Here is a 19,938-nt window from a genome sequence, read left to right as displayed (position 1 = left end):
GGGCCTTCCCCGCGTTCCGGAGCCGGATGTCCTGCGGCTGTTCAGTCGGCCGCGGGCGTGCCGGCTCCCGCGGCCGCGCCGCGGGCCAGGCGGAACAGCACGTTCGGCCGCAGCGGGCCTTCGGGCGCGTCGGGGTCGTCGAAGTCGTCGGCCGGGTCCCGGGTCATCCCGATCCGCTGCATCACCGCCTGGGAGCGGAGGTTGCCGGCCGTCGTCACCGCGAGGATCTCGGGCAGCCCGAGCGCGTCGAAGCCGTGGGCCAGCACCGCACGCGCCGCCTCGGTGGCGTAGCCCTGTCCCCAGGCCGCCCGGGCGAGCCTCCAGCCGATCTCCACGCCGGTGAACGGCATGCCGTCGTCCACGTGGTCCATGCCCGCGAAGCCGATGAACTCACCCGTGGCGCGGACCTCGACGGCCCACCAGCCGTAGCCCCGCCGGTCGAAGGCGGCCCGGAACCGCACGATGGAGGCCTCGCTCTGCTCACGGGTGAGCAGGTCGCCCAGGTGTCGGCGCACCTCGGGATCGGCGTTCATCGCCGCCCAGGGTTCGAGGTCGGAGTCCCGCCACGGGCGCAGGACGAGGCGGTCGGTGTGCAGTTCGGTCATGCCGCCCACCCAACGTGAGCCCGGCCCCCGGGGCAATCACTTTTCCTGACAGCTTACGCGCAGCCAGTCGCGGACTGCCTCGACCGAGCCGGTCTCCTCGACTCCCGCCGGAACCGGGGGCCGGCGCACGACCACCACCGGGATGCCCGCCTCGCGGGCAGCCGTCAGCTTGGGGGCGGTGGCCGAGCCGCCGCTGTCCTTCGTCACCAGGACGTCGATCCGGTGCCGTGCGAGCAGATCCCGCTCGTCGTCCAGGGTGAACGGGCCCCGGGCCAGCAGGACTTCGAGGCGCGGGGGCACCGGCGGCGCCGGCGGGTCCACCGAACGCACCAGGAACCAGGTGTCGGTGAGTTCGGCGAAGGTGTGCAGGCCCATCCGGCCGGTGGTCAGGAACACCCGGCCGCCCAGCCCCGGCAGCAGACCGGCCGCCCCGGCGAGGGAGTCGGTGAAGGTCCACGCGTCCCCCGGGCCGGGTGTCCAGCCGGGGCGGCGCAGCGCCAGCAGCGGGACGCCCGAGAGCGCCGCCGCCGCGGCCGCGTTGAAGCTCATCCGCTCCGCGAACGGATGGGTGGCGTCGACCAGACGGGTGACCCCGTGGGAGCCGATCCAGGCGGCCAGCCCCTCGGGCCCGCCGAAGCCGCCGATCCGGGTCTCGCCCGGCGGGAGCACGGGCGAGCCGACCCGCCCCGCCAGCGAGGTGGTCACCCGGTACGAGGGGTCCTGGGCCAGTGCCTCCGCGAGGCGCCGGGCCTCCGTCGTGCCGCCCAGGATCAGGACGTGCGCCGCGGGCCCGTCAGCAGACATGCCGGTCGCGCTCGGGCGAGTACAGGTGGCTGTCGCGGAACTGCTCCGCGCCGAGGGTGCGGCCCACCACGATGACGGCGGTGCGCACCAGGCCCGCCTCCTTCACCTGTGCGGCGATGTCGGCCAGGGTGCCGCGCAGGATCAGCTCGTCGGGGCGGCTGGCCATCGCCACCACCGCCACCGGGCACTCGGCCCCGTAGTGCGGCAGCAGCTCGTCGACGACCCGGTCCACGTAGCGGGTGGCCAGGTGCAGCACCAGCAGCGCGCCGCTGCGGCCGAGGGTGGCCAGGTCCTCGCCGGGCGGCATCGGGGTGGCCTGCTGGGCGATCCGGGTCAGGATCACCGTCTGCCCGACGGTGGGGACGGTCAGCTCCCGCTTGAGGGCGGCGGCGGCCGCGGCGAACGCCGGGACGCCGGGGACGACCTCGTACGGGATGCCGGCCGCGTCGAGCCGCCGCATCTGTTCCGCGACCGCGCTGAAGATCGACGGGTCGCCGGAGTGCAGCCGCGCCACGTCCTGGCCCGCCGCGTGGGCCCGTACGCACTCGGCGATGATCTCGTCCAGGTTCAGCTGCGAGGTGTCGACCAGCCGGGCGTCCGCCGGGCACTCGGCCAGCAGCTCGCGCGGCACGAGGCTGCCCGCGTACAGGCAGACGGGGGCGGCGGCCAGGGTCCGGGCGCCGCGCACGGTGATCAGGTCGGCGGCGCCGGGGCCCGCACCGATGAAGTACACGGTCATGTTTGATCCTTCTCCCCGGCCGGCCCGGCGGCCGGTCCGTCCGACTTCGTCACTGACCACTGGGTGACCGGCATCGCCTGCCGCCAGCCCGTGAAACCGCCGACCGGCACGGCGTGCGCGACGGCGAGCTTCACCAGGTCGCCGCCGTGGCGCCGGTGGCGCTCGGCGAGGACCGCCTCCGACTCCAGGGTGACGGTGTTGACCACCAGCCGGCCGCCGGGGGCCAGGGCGGCCCAGGCCGCGTCCAGCAGGCCGGGCGCGGTCAGCCCGCCGCCGATGAACACGGCGTCGGGGGCCGGCAGACCGGCCAGCGCCGCCGGTGCGGCGCCGATGACCACGCGCAGGCCGGGTACGCCGAGCGCCGCCGCGTTACGGGTGATGCGCGCGGCCCGCTCCGGGACGCGCTCCACCGCCACCGCCCGGCACGAGGGGTGCGTGCGCATCCATTCGATGCCGATGGAGCCGGAGCCGCCGCCGATGTCCCACAGCAGCTCGCCCGGGGCCGGGGCCAGCGCGCACAGGGTCGCGGCCCGGACGTGGCGCTTGGTGAGCTGCCCGTCGTGTTCGTACGCGGCGTCCGGCAGGCCGGGCGTCGCGCCGAGGCGGGGTGCGGCGTGGGCCGGGTCCCGGCGGCAGTCGAGCGCCACCACGTTCAGGGGATCGCCGGGTGCGTGGTCCCAGCCGTCGGCGTGGCCCTCGTACGTGTCCTCGCGCTCGGACCCGAGCTGTTCCAGCACCCGCATCCGGGTCGGGCCGAAGCCCCGCTCCCGCAGAGTCGCGGCGATCTCGTTCGGGGACGCCGCTCCGGCGCTGAGCACCAGCACGCGGCGCCCGTCGTGGAGCGCGGCCGCGAGCCGGGCCACCGGGCGGCCGACCACCGTGATCACCTCGGTGTCCTCCACCGGCCAGCCCAGGCGGGCGCAGGCGTAGGACACCGACGAGGGGTGCGGGTGGACCCGCAGGGACCGCGGCCCGAGCTCCTCGGCGAGCGCGCGGCCGATGCCGTAGAACATGGGGTCGCCGCTGGCCAGCACCGCGATCCGGCGGCCGGCGTGCTCGGCCATCAGCTTCGGCACGGCGGGCCGCAGCGGGCTCGGCCAGGCCACCCGCTCACCGGCGCACTCGGCGGCGGGCAGCAGGTCCAGCTGGCGCGGCCCGCCGATCAGTACCTCGGCGCAGGACAGCGCGGCCCGGCCGGGGGCGGTCAGTCCGGCCCAGCCGTCTGCGCCGAGGCCGACGACCGACACGGGTATGGGGGGCGGCGGGGAGCTCACTGCGCGGTTCCTCGGGGACGGGCCGACGGGACGGGGAAAGAGGGCGGACCCGCAGCCTACTGGCCTGCGGTTGCGGGGGTCGCGCCCGCCCTCGCGACACTCCCGGGACCCTCGCGGGCTACCCTCGGTAACCCACTGTCTCGCGAGGGAGCCGCCATGCCCGGCTGGAACGCCACGCACATCCCCGACCAGAGCGGCCGGACCGCCGTCGTCACCGGGGCCAACAGCGGTATCGGCTACGTCACCGCCCGCGAGCTCGCCCGCCGCGGAGCCTCGGTCGTGCTGGCCTGCCGGAGCGCGGCCCGCGGGCGGGCCGCCGTGGTCCGGCTGCGGTCGCAGGTACCGGGCGCCGAGGTGGAGTTCATACCCCTGGACCTCGCCGACCTGGCCTCCGTACGGGAGTTCGCCGCCGCCTGCGGGAAGCGGCACGCCCGGCTGGACCTGCTGATCAACAACGCCGGTGTGATGGCCCTTCCCTACGGGCGGACCGCCGACGGGTTCGAGACGCAGTTCGGGGTCAACCACCTCGGGCACTTCGCCCTGACCGGCCTGCTGCTGCCGGGACTGCGCGCGGCCGCCCCCGGGGCCCGGATCGTCAACGTCTCCAGCGGCTTCCACGTGCTGGGCAGGATCGACCCCGCCGACGCGGACCAGGGCGACCCGGGCGGTGAGCACGGCTACCGGCGCTGGGTCGCCTACGGCCGCTCCAAGACGGCCAACCTGCTCTTCACGCACGAGCTGTCCCGCCGCTTCGAGGCCGCCGGCTCCCCGATCACCGCCGTCGCGGCCCACCCCGGATACGCCTCCAGCAACCTCCACTCCGGAGCGTCGAAGCTGGAGGGCGCGACCCTCAACTCGCGGGTGGCGGCCTTCGGCAACGCGGTCCTGGCCCAGCCCACCGCCTCGGGCGCGCTGCCCACCCTCTACGCGGCCACCGCTCCCGGGGTCCGGCCGGACGCGTTCATCGGCCCGCGGTTCGGCTGGCGCGGGGCGCCCGCACGGTCCTGGCGGGCCCGGTGGACCCTGGACGACAGGTCCGGCGAGCTCCTCTGGGCCGCCTCCGAGAAGCTGACCGGAGTCCCGTACGCCGCTCTGCCGCGCTGAACCGGCCGCAGGGGCGCTCCGAAGTGAGTCCGTCCGCCCCCGGGTTGCCCCCGGGCGCCCCGGCTCGGACCTGACGCGAGCGCCCCCTGCGCAGCAGACTCTGCGGCATGAACGACGACGAGCCGGACAACCACCCAGAAACCCACGCCCGTCACGATCGTCACACCCCTCGCACCCCTCGCACTCCTGACGCCCGCCGCGCCCGCCGCGCCGGCCGCGGCAGTCCCGGCGGGGGACCGGGTGGGTTCAGGCGGGATCCGGGCGCAGGGAACGCCAGATGTGGTCGGGGAGGTAGCGGGCGGCCTCGGTGAGGTCGATCTCGTACGTGCTGGACAGCCAGCGCCGGGCGGCCTCGGCCAGTGGACCCATGACCAGTACCTCGACCACGGGGGCGGGGAGCGGGGCGATCTCGCCGCGCTGCATGCGCACCCCCAGCCACTGCATGATGGCCGCGAACTTCTCCGCCTTGGCCGCGCCGATCTCCTCGGCGTGGGCCACCAGGTAACCGGAGTAGGCGGAGGCGTGCAGGAACAGCGCCACGTCGCGGTGTTCCTGTGTGAACGTCAGGTAGGAGGTCACCCACGAACGCACACCGGTGCGGGCCGTCCGGCACCGGGTGAGGGCGGCGACCATGTCGTCGCACAGCTCGTTCATGCACCGGATGTAGAGGGCGGCGGCGAGGCCGTCGAAGCTGCCGAAGTGGTGGTAGAGGCTGCCGAGGCTGACCCCGCTGGCGGAAACGACCGCGTTCACGGTGAAGCCCTGCTGTCCGGACTCGGCGAACACCCGCAGTGCGGTGGTCAGGAGCAGATCGACGGTGGCCTCGCCGCGTTGTTGCTTCGGTGACATGGTGCGGTCCCGTCGGTGTGCGTCTGCGTCCCTGATGATGCGCGAAATCCGTGCCGACGAGCCTAGCAACTCCGATGAACGGGAGACCTTTCGGGAAGGATCCTCCGGAAGGGGTCAGGGCTTGGTGGCGCGCTCGTACAGGACGCGGACGCTGTCGCCGAAGTGGACGCTGTACGAGGTCTCGTCGTCCCCGCCGCCGTCGCGGCCGCCGATCACCCCGATCAGGGTGTTGCGGGAGGTCAGCACCGGGCCGCCGCTGGTGCCGTTCGGGACGTCCGCACAGTCCAGCCGCACCTGCGTCGGCCCGGCCGGGACGGCGGTGTTCCGGCATTCCAGCGGCTGCTCGGAGACGTTCGGATAGCCCACGAGCCGTGCGGGCGCAGGCAGTTCGGCGCCGAAGCCCATGGTCTCGGCCCCCGTGACGTCCTCCAGCCGCTGGCCGGGATAGCCGGGGCGGCGCAGCCGGACGAAGGCGACGTCGTGGTCGGGATCCTGTCCCTGCGTCCAGCGCGGGTCCACATCGATCCGGGTGGGCACCCAGACGCCGTACGGCGCCACACCGTCCTGGTAGCCGGGCGCGAAGGCGAGGTTGGTGCGGAAGCCGCCGCCGTACACGCAGTGCGCGGCCGTGGCGATGAGGTCGCCCGCCGGGGAGTGGACCACGACCGCCGAGCAGTGGTGGTCCGGGTCGCCGTCGGAGCCGGGGGAGAAGAGCGCGCCGATGGCGGGCTCGGCCGGGGCGGGCCGGGCCTCCAGGGGGTCGGAGGGCTGCCATCCGGCGTAGCGCCAGTCCGCCGAGACGCCGTCGGTGAAGACCCTGCCGTCCGTCGGCGGCTCCGGCGCCTCCCGGACGATCCCGTCCAGTACCGCGGCCGCCGTCCTGTCGGCGCGCTCGGGGTCCTGCTGGTAGATCCCCAGAGCCGGATCGCCGTCCGCGCGGTTGGCGGCGATGCCGCGCAGTTCCCAGGCGACGTACCCGACTCCCGCGAGCACCAGGGTGCACACCAGGCCGACGGCCACGGAGCCCCGTGGGGCGATCCGGCCCCGCTCCCGTTCCCGCCCGTCAACCTTGCCGACCATGTGGTACTCCCGCTCCATACGCCTTCCGACTCTTCGTTCGATGGGGGAGCGGCGGTCCGGGTTCCGCACGGGACACGTGTCCGTGCTCACAGGCTCTCGCCGTCCGATCCCCCTGCCGCCGCCCGGACCCGCGCGCGCACGCCGAACTCGACGTTCCATGGCCCCTGTTACCCCCGCCGGGCTATGGTGCCGGGTCGGGGGACGATTGCGCGAGGGGGCCGGGCTGCGATGCGTTTTCTCTTTGTCCACGGTACGGGGGTGCGGCGCGAGCGGCACGAGCGGCTGTTCGCGCAGGTCCGGGAGGGGCTGACCGCCACATTCGCCGGAGCCCGAGTCGAGTCCTGTTACTGGGGCGACCGGTTCGGCGCGACCCTCGGCGCGGGCGGCCGCTCCGTACCGGGACTGCGCCCCCGCACGCAGGAGGCGCCCGACCCCGTGGACGCGGAGACGGCCGAGTGGGCGCTGCTGCTCGCCGACCCGCTGTGCGAGCTGCGGGTCCTGGCCGAGGCGGGCTGGGCGGCCGCGGACGGCGCGGACGGCGGGGGCGGCTGGGACGACGGCTTCGCGATGCCCGGCGTGCAGGCCGCCGGAGCCCGCGTCCTCGGACTGCTGGAGGGATTACCGCCCGAGCCGGCGCGCACCGGGGACGAGCTCGGCGCCCTGCTGCACGGCACCGGCCTCGCCGCGGGCTTCGCCGCCGCCCTGGAATCCACCACCCGCTCCGCCGAGGCGGCCCGGGCCGGGGCGCGCGCCGCCGACGAGCCGCAGGCCCGCGAGCTGGCCACCGCCCTCGCCCGGGCCGTGACCGCATCCGCCCTCGCCGCCGCCGGGGACGAGGCCGACTGCACCGGCGCCGAACGCGACCGCCTCGTCGAACTGCTCACGGGCCGCCTCGGCGGTGACGGCCGTGTTCCCGGCGCCCGCGTGGCCGCCGTCCTCGGCCGGCTCGCCCAGCGGGTCACCACCCAGCCCCTGCTCGACGCCCGGCGCGGCTCCCTCACCGTCGGCGCCACCCCCGTCCTCGGCGACGTCCTGCGCTACCAGGCCCGCGGCCACGAGCTGCGGGACTTCCTGCACACCCGGATCACCGCCGGTCCCGGACCGACCGTGCTCATCGGCCACAGCCTCGGCGGGATCGCGCTGGTGGACCTCCTCACCATCGCCGCCGCCCGCGGTGAGGCCGTCCCTGGGGTGGAGCTCCTGGTCACCGTCGGCTCGCAGGCCCCCTTCCTCCACGAGCTCGGCGCGCTGACCGCGCTCGAACCCGGCGCGAAGCTCCCCTACGGCTTTCCGCGCTGGCTCAACGTCTACGACCGCCACGACGTCCTCGCCTACCTCGCCGGGCCCGTCTTCCCCGGCGATCCGCGCGTCACCGACCACGAGATCCGCAGCCGGCAGCCCTTCCCGGCCTGCCACAGCGCGTACTGGAAACAGCACTCCCTCTACGAGCGGATCGAACAGGCGGTGACCGAGGCGGAGATCGGGTGACCCCCGCCGACTTCCTGCCCCCGGCCCTCGGACCGCAGCGCACCTTCGCGCTCGTCGCCGGGGTCGAGCGCTACGACATCAGCCACCGCTGGAACCTGCGCGGTCCCGCCCGCGACGCCCTGCGCTTCGCCCGCTGGCTGACCGGCCCCGCCGAGGTGCCGCCCGGCAACATCCGGCTGCTGCTGTCCCCGCTCGACGAGCCGGGCGACCACGACTGGACGGACTCCCCGGCGATGACCGTCCTGCGCACGGCGTACCGGCCGGCGACCGAGGAGAACGTGAAATCGGCGCTGCTCGACGAACTCCCGCAGTGCGACGGCGACCTGCTGTGGATCTTCTGGGCCGGACACGGCTACCTCGGGCCGCGCCAGGAGCTGATGCTGCCCTGCGCCGACGCCCGCCCCAGCCAGATCAGACACCTCAACCTCGACTCGGCGCTGCGCTGGTGGCGGACCGACCTGGTCAAGCAGCGCCGCTTCCCGCTGCAGGCCGCACTCGTGGACTCCTGCCGGGTCGACGCACCCCGCGACACCCGGTGGAACTTCGGCAACACCGACTACGGCGGCGGCAGTTCGGTCCCGGGACGGCGGCAGTTCCGGCTCTACGCCTCCCGCGAGGGCGAGGTCGCCCAGAACGATCCCGAGCGCGGAGCCGGCCGGTTCACCGAGGCCCTGCTCGGCGAACTCGGCGGGCGGTCCGTACGGGAGAGCGTCAGCGGGCTGCTCGTGGCCGCCCTCAGCATCCACCGCACCTTCCAGGAGCTGCGCGAGCGCGGCGAGGGCTGGCAGCTGCCGCAGTTCATCGTGGACCGGAACTGGGACGCCTGCTCCTTCCTCGACGAGGTGCCGTCCGGAGCCGGGACGTCCGCAGCGACCCGCCTCGACCAGGCGGCCTGGGACGGGCTCGGCGAGCTCTTCGAGGGCCGCGAGCTGCCGCGCTGCGCCCACGATGCCTACGCCTGGGCGTTCACGGCGGCCGGCTGCACCACCCCGGCGCGCGGCGGCCTGCCCGGTGACGGGCTGCTGGAAGTGGTCCAGGACCTCGACGAGCGCCAGGGCGGGCGCGGCGGGATGCCGCTGGCGGTGCCCTTCGTACGGTTCCTCGCGGACCGGGCCGCCGCCGCGGGCGACGCGCAGTGGGCGGACCGGCTCTCCGGCTGGGTGCGCGCCACCCGCGAGCGCCTCGCCCTGCCGGTGCTGCCCCCGCCCCCGCCCCCGGCCCGCCGGACGGTCGTGCACGTCGGGCTGGAGGCCCCGCCGGGCGGTGGGTCCGGGTTCCTGGCGCGGATGTGGCTGCGGGGCGAACGGACCGAGCACATATGGGAGTCGGAGGGGGCACCGGTCCGGCTGGAGGAGGTACGGGAGGAACTCGTCCGGCAGCTCGCCCTGATCGGCGGCGCGCCGGGGGCCGGCGGCGAGACCGGGCAGCCGGCGTACGCCGCCGTGGACCGCATCGAGTTCCACGTGCCGTACGAGCTGCTCGACGCCGACTTCGACCAGTGGCCGGTGCCCCGCGGCCCGGCCGGCCGCCGCCGCGCCCTCGGCCTGCTCCACCAGGTGGTGGTGCGCTGCCCGCAGGAGCGGGCGGACACCCGGGCCGAATGGCACGGCGCCTGGCGCTGGCTGCACGCCCGGGGAGGCCGGCACCCCGACGCCGTACGGGTCCTGGCGGACGCCGAGGTCACGGACGTGCTCGGGATGGAACTGGCAGCGCGGCCCGCGCCCGCCTGCGTCCTCGCGCACACCACGGCCGCCCCGCACGCCGGACTGCTGGAGGCCGTACTCGAAGGCGGGCTCCCGGTGGCCGTTTGGCGGCGCGGGGGCGGCGTACCGGCACCCGCACTCCTCGACCTGCTGGTCCCGGCCGGGCCGGACGGCCGCCCCGACCCCGGCGCACTGGACGTACTGGCCCTGCCCGCACGCGTGCGGGAGGTGCGCCGGGCGGCCGCCGGCGCCGCCACGGGATCCGCGCGCGCCCATCAACCGCCCTCGGGGGCAGACCAGTTGGTGCTGCTGTGGGACGATCCCGACGACATGCCGGGCCTCCGGTCCCTGGCCTGACCCCGACCACTGACAGAAGGCATGACCGAAGAGGGAGGCAGAGGCAGTGGTGAAGGACTGGTGGCTGTACCACGGGAGCGGCGCGGGCGCGGACCGGCGCGCCCGTCTGGAGGCCGGATCCCCGCCGCCCTGGCGGGACTTCACCGGCGCCCCCGACCCGGGATACGCGCCGCCCGGGTGCGCGGGAGCGGCCTGGGAGCGCACCCGGCAGCGCGGCGAGGGCTACGTCCCCGACGAGCCGGAGAAGGACGTGGTCAACACGGCCCTGCACCTGCGCAGGCCGCTCCTCGTCACCGGGAAGCCGGGGGTGGGCAAGTCCACCCTGGCCCACAGCATCGCCGCCGACCTGGACCTGGGGCCCGTACTCCACTGGCCGATCACCAGCCGCACCGTGCTGCGGGACGGGCTGTACCTGTACGACGCCATCGGGCGCCTCCAGGAGGCCGGGCTGGAGCAGCTGCGCACCCCAGGCGCGCTGCCCGCGACCGCCGCCGGGCCGCCCGCGGGAGCCGTCCCCGGAGCCCCCTCCGCCCCCCTCGCCCCCTCCGCCCCCTCGATCTCCCGCTACCTGCGCCTCGGCCCGCTCGGCACTGCCCTGCTCCCGCAGGACCGCCCCCGCGTGCTGCTCGTCGACGAGATCGACAAGAGCGACATCGACCTCCCCGGCGACCTCCTCACCGTCTTCGAGGACGGCGGCTTCCTGATCCCCGAACTCGCCCGCCTCGCCCAGGAGGACCCCACCGTCGCCATCGGCACCGACGACGACCCCGACGCCGTCGTACGCATCACCCAGGGTCACGTCCAGTGCCGCTACTTCCCCGTCGTCGTCCTCACCAGCAACGGCGAACGCGACTTCCCGCCCGCCTTCCTGCGCCGCTGCGTCCGCCTCCACCTGGAGCCGCCCGGACCGGACAAGCTCGCCCGCATCGTGCGCCGACGGCTCGGCGTCGACATCGAATCCGGCGAGGAGTACCAGGACCTCGTCCAGGCCTTCCTCGACCGCGGCGAGGACGGCGACCTGGCCTCCGACCAGCTCCTCAACGCCATCCAGCTCCGCCTCGCCGGTGCCTGGTCCGCGCCCGCGGACCGCGCACGCTTCCTCGACACCGTCATGCAGCACCTGACCGGGCCCACGGCGTGATCGAGAAGCTGCTCGCGGCCCTCGCCGACGGCGCCGACGACAGCGTCCCGTACACCGGCCTCGGCGCCGAGGAGATCGCCGACATCCTGTGGCTCGCGGCCCGCGTCGACGCGGGCCGCGGGGACCGCCCGCCCGCAGCGCCCGGCGCCGACCCGCCGGGCGAGCCGCCACCGCTCCCCGACACCCCCTCACCCGGGCCCGCTGACCCGCCCGGGCCGGCCGGCCCCGCCGGGGGCGAGCCGGCCGTGCAGCTCTTCCCGGCCGTCCCGCGCGACCCCGCCGGAAAACCGGCCGGCGCCGGCACGGAACGCCGGGGCGCGCCCCTGCGGCTGCCCCGGGCCGCCTCCCTCGACGACCCGCTCGCCCTGATGCGCACCCTGCGGCCCGTCGGCCGGCGCTCCATCGGCGGCCCGGGGGAGGAACTGGACGAGCAGCTCACCGTGGAACGCAGCATCGAGCGGATGGTGACCACCCCGGTCCTGCGCCCCGCCGAGAGCCGCTGGCTGGACCTCGCCCTGGTCGTGGACACCCACCACTCCATGCTGCTCTGGTCGGACCACGTGGACGAGCTCCGCCGCGCCCTGACCCGCAGCGGGGTCTTCCGGGACGTCCGCACCTGGCAGCTGACCGGCACCGGATCCGGCGCCACCCCGATGGTCACCCGCGGCCACGGCGGCCCGCCCCGCAACCCCCTGGAACTGGCCGACCCCGCGGGCCGCCGGCTGATCCTCGTCCTCTCCGACACCGTGGCGGGCGGCTGGCGCGAGGCCCCGGTGCAGGGCGTGCTCCGGCACTGGTGCGCGCACAACGCCGTGGCCGTGCTGAACGTCCTGCCCGAACGGCTCTGGACCCGCGGCGCGGTGCGACCCGTTCCCTTCTCCGTCCGCGCCGACCGGCCGGCCGCCGCCACCCGCTCCTGGCAGCGGATCCCGGCCGCCCGGCGCGCCCGTGCCCGCGCCGGATGGCGCGGCGCCGCCGCGGCCGTCGTCCCGGTGGTCGGTGTCGCCTCCGGGAGCCTGGCCCGGCTGGTGCGGGTGGTCTCCGGGGACGGGCGGTGGCGGCGCCTGGCCTGCCTGCGCCTGGACGCGGAGCCGGGCGGGGCGAGTGCCCCGGAGGATCCCGCCCCGGCAGCCGGCCGCAGCGCGCTGGAGGTGGTGGAACACTTCCGGGCGAGCGCGTCCCCGACGGCCCAGCAGCTCGCCGCCCACCTGGCCGCCGTACCGCTCACCCTGCCGGTGATGAACCTGGTCCGGCGCTCCCTGCTGCGCGACTCGGAGCACGGCCACCTCGCGGAGGTCGCCCTCGGCGGGCTCTTCGAGCCCTGGGAGGGCGAACAGGACCCGGAGGAGGTGGAGTTCCAGTTCCTGCCCGGCGTACGGGAGGCCCTGCTCGGCTCGCAGCTGCGCGGGGACGTGGCCGCGGTGCGGGAGCTGGTCCGGCGCCGCGTCTGGGAGTTCATGTCCCGCAACCGGCGCGTCGGCCCGGACTTCTCCGCGACCCGGGTCACCACGGGCCGGGAGGGCCGCCGCGGGGTGGCGGAGGAGGCCCTGCCGTTCGCGACGCGGCCGCCCCGGGATCCGGGCCCGGCGGACCGGATCGTACGGGTCCGCCACGACTGGATGCCGGAGCCGCAGGAGGTCGGCACCCTGCTGACGCCGCGCCTCGTCCTCACGGTGGGGGACTTGCTGCCCCCCGCGGGCGCGGTGGCCTGGGTGCGCCCCGGCGACCGGGAGATCCCCTGCCGCACGGTGTGGTGGGACGACGCGGTGCCCCGGATGCTGCTGCTCCAGGCCGACGAGGACCTGGTGGATCCGGCCGTCCGGGCGTGGCCGCTGCCCCGGCTGTCCGCGGACCGGGGCCCGGCCCGGGTCAGGATCGACGGCCGCACCGACCAGGGGGACCCGGTCGCGCTGACGGGTGAGGTGGTCCCGTACGACGGTGGCCGCAACGGTGAGATCGTCCGGCTCTCCGCGGAACCCGAGACCTGGACGCACTTCCGGGGCGGACCGGTGTCCCGGAACGGCGCGCTGGTCGGTGTCGTCCACACGATCTGGCCCAACCGCCTGGTGTTCCTGCTGGCCGACGCCCTGATGGAACAGGAGGGCTTCCGCGCTGTGCTGGAGGACTCGCGGCAGGCGCAGGACAGTGCCACCGGGGTGTGCCTGGCGGTACGGCCCGGTGACGACGGCATGGTCCCGATCGGGAGCACGCCGGTCGCGGAGACGCGCGACATGCTGGTCGAGCTCATGCGGGGGGCGGGTGTCGGCGGGCGGCTGACCGGCGGCGAGGAGGACGCGCCGCTCCTCGTCGTGCCGGACGCGCCGGGCGCCCATGCCAAGGCGGGCCGGCTCCTGTCCCTGCTGCGGGCGGCCACGCTGGAGTACGGGAACCGGCGCATGGACGGCCTGCACCCGTCCCTCGCCGTCGCCGTCGGCATCGGGACGCAGGAGGCCGGCCGGCTGGTCCGGCATCCCGCGGTCCTCGACCTGTTGCGGCGCACGGCGACCTCCGGGGGTCTCGCCCTCGCCGTCTCCCACCGCCTGCACGAGGATCTCGAAGGCCTGTTCGGCTTCCCCGCCCGGCTCACCCTGGAGCGGGTGGGCGCCGCGGACGGGGGCTGGGTGTGCGTCGGCCCGGAACCCGTCGCCGAGCCGCTCGGTCAGGTGCTGATGGAGGCCGACCGGCTCCTGGACGTGGCCGTCGACTGGCCGACCTGCGGATTCGAAGCGGCGGAGTCGGCGGCCTGCAGCGGCATCCGGCTGCCCGGGTACGAGCGCTGTCTGGCACACCTGGAGGGGGAGCAGCAGAGCTCCTACCTGGCGGGCTTGAGGCCGGGAGCGCCGTTGGACTTCCGGGGCACCACCTTCGCGAACGGTCTGCTCCCGCGACTGCTCACGGCGCTGGAGCTCCGTCCCCCGGGACCCGTCCGGCTGGGACCGGCCGCCTTCGACCTGGCGCACTTCGTGGACGACTGGAACCGGGTGGACGTCGAGTTCACGGACCGCGCCTCCTTCGTGCGGGCCGTCTTCGCCGGCCGGGCCGCGTTCGTGGGAGCGGCCTTCGCGGGGCCGGTCTCCTTCGACGGCGCGGTGTTCCAGGGCGGGAGCGCCTTCGACCGGAGCCGGTTCCACGGGGCGAGCAGGTTCCGTCGAACGGTCTTCCGGGGCCCGGCGGCCTACACGAACGCCGTGTTCCTCGACGAGGTGTCCTTCGGGCGGGCCGTGCTGGAGGACGCGGCCGACCTGAGCGCCATGCACGTGGCCGGGACGGCCGACTTCTCGCGCACCGTCTTCGGCGGCCGGGTCAGGCTGAGCGGGACCCGATTCGTCAGGTCCGTCTCCTTCGCCTCCGCGGCCTGGGAACGCGAACTGATGAGCACCGACACCACGTTCGAGGGGCCGGCCGACTTCCGCAATGCCGCGTTCCGGGGCGAGGCGCACTTCCGTGGCGTGCGCTTCAAGACGTACCCGGAGCCCCCTCTCCCCGGCTGGCCGGACCGCTGGAGCGCCGAAGTGCTTCCGTACGGCGCCCGGGACATCCGGCTGGTCACCCGCGGCGACACCTGACCGGGCGGGCCGGGCGGCCGGGCGGCCGGGCCTCTCAGGGCCCGGTGTGCGAGGCCTCCAGCTGCCGCTCCGGCCGCCCGCCGTCGGCCGGCAGGGGCAGGCTCGCCTCGATCTCGTCCAGGGCCCGGCGGGCCGTGGCGATCCGTTCCCTGACGTCGGGATCCGTTCCCGGAGCCGGGGCGCGGGCCGCCTCGTCCTCCATCTCGCGTGCCTCGTCCAGGGAGTTGAGGACCACTCCGATGAGCACGTTCACCAGCACGAAGGAGGCGAGCAGCGCGTAGGAGGCGTAGTAGATGATGCTCAGCCGGGAGATCTGCAGTCCCGCCCGGACCGCGTCGGTCAGGCCGTCGAGCGTGGTCAGCAGGAAGAGCGTGAGCATGGCGCGGCCCACCGAGCCGTAGTGTCCGGGGTCGGACCCGGCGAAGCAGACCCAGCCGACCATGGCGTACACGTAGAGCACCAGCGCGCCGACGAACAGGAAGCTGGCGGTGCCCGGCAGGCTGCGGCCGACGGCGATCAGCAGGATGCGCAGGTGCGGCAGGAAGCGGGCGGTGCGCAGGACGCGGGCCAGCCGCAGCAGCCGCAGCAGGGTGGTGTTCTCGCGGACCAGCGGGACGAAGGCGGAGCCGACGACCGCGAGGTCGAAGAGGTTCCACGGGTCGCGGAAGAATGCTTTCGGCCGGTCGGCGAAGGCGCCCATGCGCAGCAGCATCTCCACGGTGAACAGGGCCAGGCAGCAGTTCTCCGCCCCCTGGAGGACGAGCCGGTACTCCGCGGCGAGCCCGCTGTACGTCTCCACCCCCATCAGCGCGGCATTGAACAGGATCGCGCAGAAGACGACCATCCCGAAGGCGGGGGCCTCCGTGGCCACCCGGCACCGGGCTGCCAGCTTCATCCGGCCGCGTCCGGCCGGCTTCGGGTCTGTCATCGTGCTCCTCGTACTCTCGTCTGCGCCGCGGGCGAAACGTTGGCCCACCCCTCTAACGCCGCAGGGACGATCGGGTTTCACCCCTTTCCGCCCGCCAATGCGCCTCCACCGCGGAAACGGTCTCCGAAAGGCCGAAGCGTGCGTGAAACGCCCGCAGCGGGGCCGGTGCCCACCAGTTGGCCCGTCCGGCCAGCCGCATCGAGACCGGTACGAGGACCCCTCTGATCAGCGTGGCGTCGACCAGGATCACCACGACCATGCCGATGCCCAGCATCTTGAGGAAGACGATCCCGGACGACGCGTAGGTGGCGAACGAGGCGGCGAGGACCACCGCCGCCGAGGTGATCAGCGGGCCGCCGCGTTCCAGGCCGGCCGCCACGGCGCCCGGGGTGTCGCCGGTGCGGTCGTACTCCTCCTTGATCCGCGACAGCATGAAGACCTCGTAGTCCATGGAGAGTCCGAAGGCGACGCAGAACATCAGGATGGGGATGCTCGGTTCGACGGAGCCGCTCGCGGTGAAGCCCAGCAGGCCGGACAGGTGACCCTCCTGGAAGATCCACACGAGGACTCCGGCCATCACCCCCATGCTGAGGGTGTTGAGGAGCATCGCCTTCACCGGGAGCAGCACGCTGCCGGTCATGAGGAACAGGACCAGGAAGGTGGCCACCAGGACCAGGGCGAGCACCGACGGCATCCGTTCGGTCAAGTCATCGCGGAAGTCGCTCAGTTCGGCGGGATAGCCGCCGATCTGCACTCCGGGGGTCGTGCGGATCTCGGAGAGCACCCGGTCGATGTCCCGGTCGAGGCCGTGGTGGGTGGCGATCACCGAGTACCAGGTGCCGCGCCCGCCCGCGAACCGGTCGGCGGAGCCGTTCGGTCCGGCGATCCGGATGCCCTGCGCGTAGGAACCGGTGAGCGCGTCGACCTGGTGGATCCCGGAGATCCGGGACAGCTCCAGGGCCGTTGCCTCGATCGCCGGCCCGTTCGCGGCGTTCCCCGGCAGGCCCGGCCGCAGCACCTGGAGCGCGTCCATCTCCTCCGCGGCGAAGCGGTCGCGGATCTGCTGCTGGACCACCCTGCTGGACACGTCCGCGGGCAGGACCCGCTCGTCCGGGACGCCGAAGGTCAGCCCCAGGGCCGGCGACGCCAGCCCCAGCAGCAGCGCCAGGGCCGGGACCCCGTACCGCAGCGGGCGCCGCATCATGTGCAGGGCGGTGCGGTGCCACCACCCCTCGCCGGTGCGGGCGTCGTCGCCCGGCCGCAGGGCGACCCGCCGGCCCAGCCGGGCCAGCGCGGCCGGCAGGACCACCACGGCCGCGAAGACCGAGGTGAGCACCGTGGCGATGCCCGCGTACGCGAAGGAGCGCAGGAAGGGGAACGGGAAGAGCAGCAGGGCGGCCAGGGAGAGGACCACCGTGAGACCGCTGAAGGCGACGGTGCGGCCGGCCCGCGCGACGGCGTGCTCGACGGCGACGGCGACGGAGCGCCCGGCGCGCAGCTCCTCGCGGTAGCGGCTGATGACGAAGAGGCTGTAGTCGACGCCCAGGCCGATGCCCATCACCAGGGCCAGGTTCGCGGCGAAGGTGGAGACGTCGGTGACGTAGGTGACCGCGCGCAGCAGGGCCAGGCTGGTGATCACCGAGAACAGGCCCATGCCGAGGGTGAGGAAGGCGGCCGACGGGCGGCGGTAGAGGGCGAGGAGCAGGAGCAGGACCAGCGGGAAGACGATCGCCTCGGCCCGCAGGAAGTCCTTGCGGGCTTGTTCGGCGGCCTGCCGGAAGACTTCGTCGCCCCCGCCGACCCGTACCGACACCAGGGCGCCGTCCCGGGTGAAGTCCGGTGAGATGTCCGCCAGTGCGCGGCGAGCCTCGGTCACCGTGCCCGCCATCCGCGCGATGACGAGGGCCTGTGTGCCGTCGTCGGAGCGCATGGCGGGCGAGTTGCCCCGCGACCAGTACGAGGCGACCTCGGCCACCCCCTCCCGCGCGGCCAGTTCCCGCTCCAGGGCCCGTCCTTCGGCGGCGACCCCGGGGCCGTCCACGGTGTCCCGCGCGGCCGTGACCATCAGCAGGACGCCGGGCGTGCCCGTGCCGAACTCCTTCTCCAGGACGGCCCGGGTGGCCAGGGACTCGGAGCCGGGACTCTCGAACCGGCTGAGGACGAGGCGGTCCATGGTTCCGGCGGCCAGCACCAGGCCGATGACGGCCAGGACGGCACCGGCCCGGATCAGGAGCCGCGAGCGGCCGGCGGTCACCCGCCCCCACCGCTGCAGGGCGGGCGGACGTTGCGCGGGGCGCACGGGACCGGTCATGGTTCTTCTCCAGTGGGCTGACGGGGGAGGGGCGGGCCCCACCCTGGCGCAGGAGCCTTCACCGGCCGCTGGAACGATCGCTGACCACCCTGTGGACTGCCTGTCGCGAGACCGGCCGGTAATGCCTAGCCTCCGTACGACGGACGGGCACGGGGGAGAGAACATGTCGGGTGTGCTGCTGCGCGAGCGCGGTTTCCAGGGCGGCGGGGGCACGTCGGGACTGACCTTCCGCCTGCTGGGGCCGCTCCAGGTGCGGCGTGGGACGCAACTGCTGGATCCGGGCCCGCCCAAGCAGCAGGCCCTGCTGGCCGTGCTGCTGCTCAGGCCCGGCCTCGACACCGGTGTGGAGCAGCTCATCGAGGGGCTCTGGGGCCAGGAGTACCCGGCGTACGCGAAGAACCTGATCCAGAAGTCCGTCTCCGGGCTCCGCGCCCTGGGGGTGGGGCTGGAGTGGGCCGGCGGCGGGTACCGGCTGGACGTCGGGAGCGCGGACGTGGACCTCTACACGTACGAACGGCTCGCCGCGGCCGGAATCGCCGCAGCGCGTGCCGGCGAACTCGTGGAGGCGGCCCGCCTGCTGGAGGAGGCGCGCACGATGTCCACCGGCCCGCTCGGCGAGGGACTGGAAGGGCCCATGCTGGAGCGCGAGCGGCTCTACCGCCAGGAGCGCTTCCTCGCGGACATGGAGGTGCGCGCCGAGCTGGAGCTGGAGCTGGGCGGGCACCGCAACGCCGTGCCCTACCTGCACTACGCGGTGCACAAGTACCCGTTGCGGGAGCGCTTCCTGTGGCTGCTGATGCTGGCGCTCCACCGCTCGGACCGGAGCAACGAGGCACTGGCGCTCTATGCCGAGCGGCGCGGCCGGGTCGTCGAGGAGCTGGGTGTGGAGCCGGGGCAGGCATTGCGCTCGCTCCAGGAGCGGCTGCTGCGCCAGGACCCCGCGCTGACGGTGATGTCGGTCCTGCGCCGGGACGGCTGAGGCGGGCGACCGGGTCCGTCCCAAGTGCGTTGCGTGAACAGTCGGTTGATCCACGGGTGGAGCGGGACGCCGGCGCATATGCTCACCTCGTGCACCAGAACTCCGTACATCCGTACATGGTGCATTCGTGCATCCGTGCTTCCGCACGCCTCGCAGCCGTAAGGGGACCGCGCCGTGAGTGTCCGCATCCAACCCTCCTCCCAGGTCGACGGGAGCGCCGAACTCGGTGAGGGAACCACGATCTGGGATCTGGCACAGATCCGTGAAGAGGCCAGGCTCGGGCGCGGGTGCATCGTGGGCCGCGGCGCCTACGTGGGGCCCGGCGTGCGGATCGGCGACCACGTGAAGCTGCAGAACTACGCGCTCGTCTACGAGCCCGCGGAGCTCGGTGACGGGGTCTTCATCGGCCCCGCGGCGGTGCTCACCAACGACTTCTACCCGCGTGCGGTGGACCCCGAGGGCCGGATCAAGCGCGACGGCGACTGGGAGCCCGCCGGGGTCGTGGTCGCCGAGGGGGCCTCGCTGGGGGCCCGGTCGGTGTGCGTGGCGGGCGTGCGCGTGGGGCGCTGGGCGCTCGTCGCGGCCGGCGCCGTGGTGTCCAAGGACGTGCCGGACTTCGCGCTCGTCGCGGGCGTACCGGCCCGGCGGATCGGCTGGGTGGGCCGGGCCGGCGTCCGCCTGGTGGAGCGGGAGGGCGAGCCGGGCACCTGGGAGTGTCCGCGCACCGGCACGCTGCACGACGAGAAGGACGGCACGCTCATCGAGCGAACCTGACGGAATGTCGGCAATTTAGGGCACCGGCATTTCGTCAAAACCACAATCAACGAACATCCGCGGGCATAACGTGTCCCTGCACACGGGATCTGAGCAGGCAACAGGCCATGCTCAGTGGGGGGTTGTGTACGACGAGGGCACCGGGGGCGGAGCCATGGCCGGCGCGGGTTCACCGCGCCTGCAGGCACAGCCGTTCCCCCGTGTCCCGGTCCGAGGCATCGCTGGGGGGATCCAGA

The 19,938-nt window shown here is 74.6% G+C and carries 15 protein-coding genes; 7 read left to right on the top strand and 8 right to left on the bottom strand.

All coding sequences use genetic code 11. The annotated features are described in order from the left end of the window. Window positions 1-41: 41 nt before the first annotated feature. Genes ACWGE1_RS12410 through cbiE form a run of 4 tightly spaced genes read right to left on the bottom strand, consistent with a single transcriptional unit; the run spans window position 42 to window position 3,422 of the window. Window positions 42-605, bottom strand: coding sequence for a GNAT family N-acetyltransferase (locus tag ACWGE1_RS12410; RefSeq protein ID WP_453420460.1), 564 nt, complete (start codon window positions 603-605; stop codon window positions 42-44). A 36-nt stretch (window positions 606-641) separates the two neighbouring features. Further along, window positions 642-1,409 (bottom strand): cobalt-precorrin-6A reductase, encoded by a 768-nt coding sequence (locus ACWGE1_RS12405; protein ID WP_453420459.1) that lies wholly within the window; start codon window positions 1,407-1,409, stop codon window positions 642-644. After that, window positions 1,399-2,148, bottom strand: a complete 750-nt coding sequence (cobM, locus tag ACWGE1_RS12400) for a precorrin-4 C(11)-methyltransferase (RefSeq protein ID WP_453420458.1) — start codon at window positions 2,146-2,148, stop codon at window positions 1,399-1,401. Before cobM ends, ACWGE1_RS12405 begins: the two co-directional genes overlap by 11 nt. After that, window positions 2,145-3,422 carry a precorrin-6y C5,15-methyltransferase (decarboxylating) subunit CbiE gene (gene cbiE / locus ACWGE1_RS12395; RefSeq protein ID WP_453420457.1) on the bottom strand — a complete coding sequence of 426 codons (1,278 nt, stop codon included), beginning with the start codon at window positions 3,420-3,422 and terminating at the stop codon, window positions 2,145-2,147. The genes cobM and cbiE overlap by 4 nt, the downstream gene beginning before the upstream one ends. Window positions 3,423-3,578: 156 nt before the next feature. Between cbiE and ACWGE1_RS12390 the strand changes: the two genes are divergently transcribed. Then, the gene (locus ACWGE1_RS12390) at window positions 3,579-4,526 is read left to right on the top strand and encodes an oxidoreductase (protein ID WP_453420456.1); all 948 of its coding nucleotides are present in this window, start codon (window positions 3,579-3,581) and stop codon (window positions 4,524-4,526) included. A gap of 246 nt (window positions 4,527-4,772) precedes the next feature. Here ACWGE1_RS12390 and ACWGE1_RS12385 read toward each other — a convergent pair whose 3' ends face one another. Together ACWGE1_RS12385 and ACWGE1_RS12380 are read right to left on the bottom strand one after the other, a co-directional pair. After that, window positions 4,773-5,375: a TetR/AcrR family transcriptional regulator gene (locus ACWGE1_RS12385; RefSeq protein ID WP_453420455.1), complete on the bottom strand. Its 603-nt coding sequence runs from the start codon at window positions 5,373-5,375 to the stop codon at window positions 4,773-4,775. Between the two features lie 114 nt (window positions 5,376-5,489). Next, entirely contained in the window at window positions 5,490-6,455 is a 966-nt protein-coding gene (locus tag ACWGE1_RS12380) for a trypsin-like serine peptidase (protein ID WP_453420454.1), read from the bottom strand. Between the two features lie 228 nt (window positions 6,456-6,683). Between ACWGE1_RS12380 and ACWGE1_RS12375 the strand changes: the two genes are divergently transcribed. Genes ACWGE1_RS12375 through ACWGE1_RS12360 form a run of 4 tightly spaced genes read left to right on the top strand, consistent with a single transcriptional unit; the run spans window position 6,684 to window position 14,710 of the window. Further along, a complete protein-coding gene (locus tag ACWGE1_RS12375) occupies window positions 6,684-7,943 on the top strand; it encodes a hypothetical protein (RefSeq protein WP_453420453.1) in 1,260 nt (419 codons plus the stop codon). Beyond that, a complete protein-coding gene (locus ACWGE1_RS12370) occupies window positions 7,940-10,003 on the top strand; it encodes a VMAP-C domain-containing protein (protein WP_453420452.1) in 2,064 nt (687 codons plus the stop codon). The genes ACWGE1_RS12375 and ACWGE1_RS12370 overlap by 4 nt, the downstream gene beginning before the upstream one ends. Before the next feature lie 46 nt (window positions 10,004-10,049). Next, window positions 10,050-11,144 (top strand): AAA family ATPase, encoded by a 1,095-nt coding sequence (locus tag ACWGE1_RS12365; protein WP_453420451.1) that lies wholly within the window; start codon window positions 10,050-10,052, stop codon window positions 11,142-11,144. Beyond that, entirely contained in the window at window positions 11,141-14,710 is a 3,570-nt protein-coding gene (locus tag ACWGE1_RS12360; RefSeq protein WP_453420450.1) for an SAV_2336 N-terminal domain-related protein, read from the top strand. Before ACWGE1_RS12365 ends, ACWGE1_RS12360 begins: the two co-directional genes overlap by 4 nt. 34 nt (window positions 14,711-14,744) lie before the next feature. On the opposite strand, the gene ACWGE1_RS12355 is transcribed toward ACWGE1_RS12360, so the two are convergent. Both ACWGE1_RS12355 and ACWGE1_RS12350 read right to left on the bottom strand, forming a co-directional pair. Beyond that, the gene (locus ACWGE1_RS12355) at window positions 14,745-15,638 is read right to left on the bottom strand and encodes an ion transporter (RefSeq protein WP_453420449.1); all 894 of its coding nucleotides are present in this window, start codon (window positions 15,636-15,638) and stop codon (window positions 14,745-14,747) included. Window positions 15,639-15,690: 52 nt separating this feature from the next. Continuing rightward, entirely contained in the window at window positions 15,691-17,949 is a 2,259-nt protein-coding gene (locus tag ACWGE1_RS12350) for an MMPL family transporter (protein WP_453420448.1), read from the bottom strand. Between the two features lie 163 nt (window positions 17,950-18,112). Here ACWGE1_RS12350 and ACWGE1_RS12345 point away from each other — a divergent pair, with 163 nt between their 5' ends. Together ACWGE1_RS12345 and ACWGE1_RS12340 are read left to right on the top strand one after the other, a co-directional pair. Then, on the top strand, window positions 18,113-18,928 hold the full coding sequence (locus ACWGE1_RS12345; protein ID WP_453420447.1) for an AfsR/SARP family transcriptional regulator: 816 nt from the start codon (window positions 18,113-18,115) through the stop codon (window positions 18,926-18,928). A 174-nt stretch (window positions 18,929-19,102) separates the two neighbouring features. Beyond that, window positions 19,103-19,702, top strand: a complete 600-nt coding sequence (locus ACWGE1_RS12340) for an acyltransferase (protein ID WP_453420446.1) — start codon at window positions 19,103-19,105, stop codon at window positions 19,700-19,702. The last annotated feature ends 236 nt before the right edge of the window (window positions 19,703-19,938 follow it).

The sequence above is a fragment of the Streptomyces sp. NPDC054932 genome (assembly GCF_053610205.1).
Note: the sequence above shows the minus strand (reverse complement) of the source record. Positions and strands in the feature narration are given on the sequence as shown.

What these genes read in the sequence shown, in the direction of transcription:
- ACWGE1_RS12355 (WP_453420449.1), bottom strand. Translation starts at nt 15,638, where the DNA reads ATGACAGACCCGAAGCCGGCCGGACGCGGCCGGATGAAGCTGGCAGCC.
- ACWGE1_RS12375 (WP_453420453.1), top strand. Translation starts at nt 6,684, where the DNA reads ATGCGTTTTCTCTTTGTCCACGGTACGGGGGTGCGGCGCGAGCGGCAC.
- ACWGE1_RS12405 (WP_453420459.1), bottom strand. Translation starts at nt 1,409, where the DNA reads ATGTCTGCTGACGGGCCCGCGGCGCACGTCCTGATCCTGGGCGGCACG.
- ACWGE1_RS12345 (WP_453420447.1), top strand. Translation starts at nt 18,113, where the DNA reads ATGTCGGGTGTGCTGCTGCGCGAGCGCGGTTTCCAGGGCGGCGGGGGC.
- cobM (WP_453420458.1), bottom strand. Translation starts at nt 2,148, where the DNA reads ATGACCGTGTACTTCATCGGTGCGGGCCCCGGCGCCGCCGACCTGATC.
- ACWGE1_RS12380 (WP_453420454.1), bottom strand. Translation starts at nt 6,455, where the DNA reads ATGGTCGGCAAGGTTGACGGGCGGGAACGGGAGCGGGGCCGGATCGCC.
- ACWGE1_RS12385 (WP_453420455.1), bottom strand. Translation starts at nt 5,375, where the DNA reads ATGTCACCGAAGCAACAACGCGGCGAGGCCACCGTCGATCTGCTCCTG.
- ACWGE1_RS12390 (WP_453420456.1), top strand. Translation starts at nt 3,579, where the DNA reads ATGCCCGGCTGGAACGCCACGCACATCCCCGACCAGAGCGGCCGGACC.
- ACWGE1_RS12410 (WP_453420460.1), bottom strand. Translation starts at nt 605, where the DNA reads ATGACCGAACTGCACACCGACCGCCTCGTCCTGCGCCCGTGGCGGGAC.
- ACWGE1_RS12350 (WP_453420448.1), bottom strand. Translation starts at nt 17,949, where the DNA reads ATGACCGGTCCCGTGCGCCCCGCGCAACGTCCGCCCGCCCTGCAGCGG.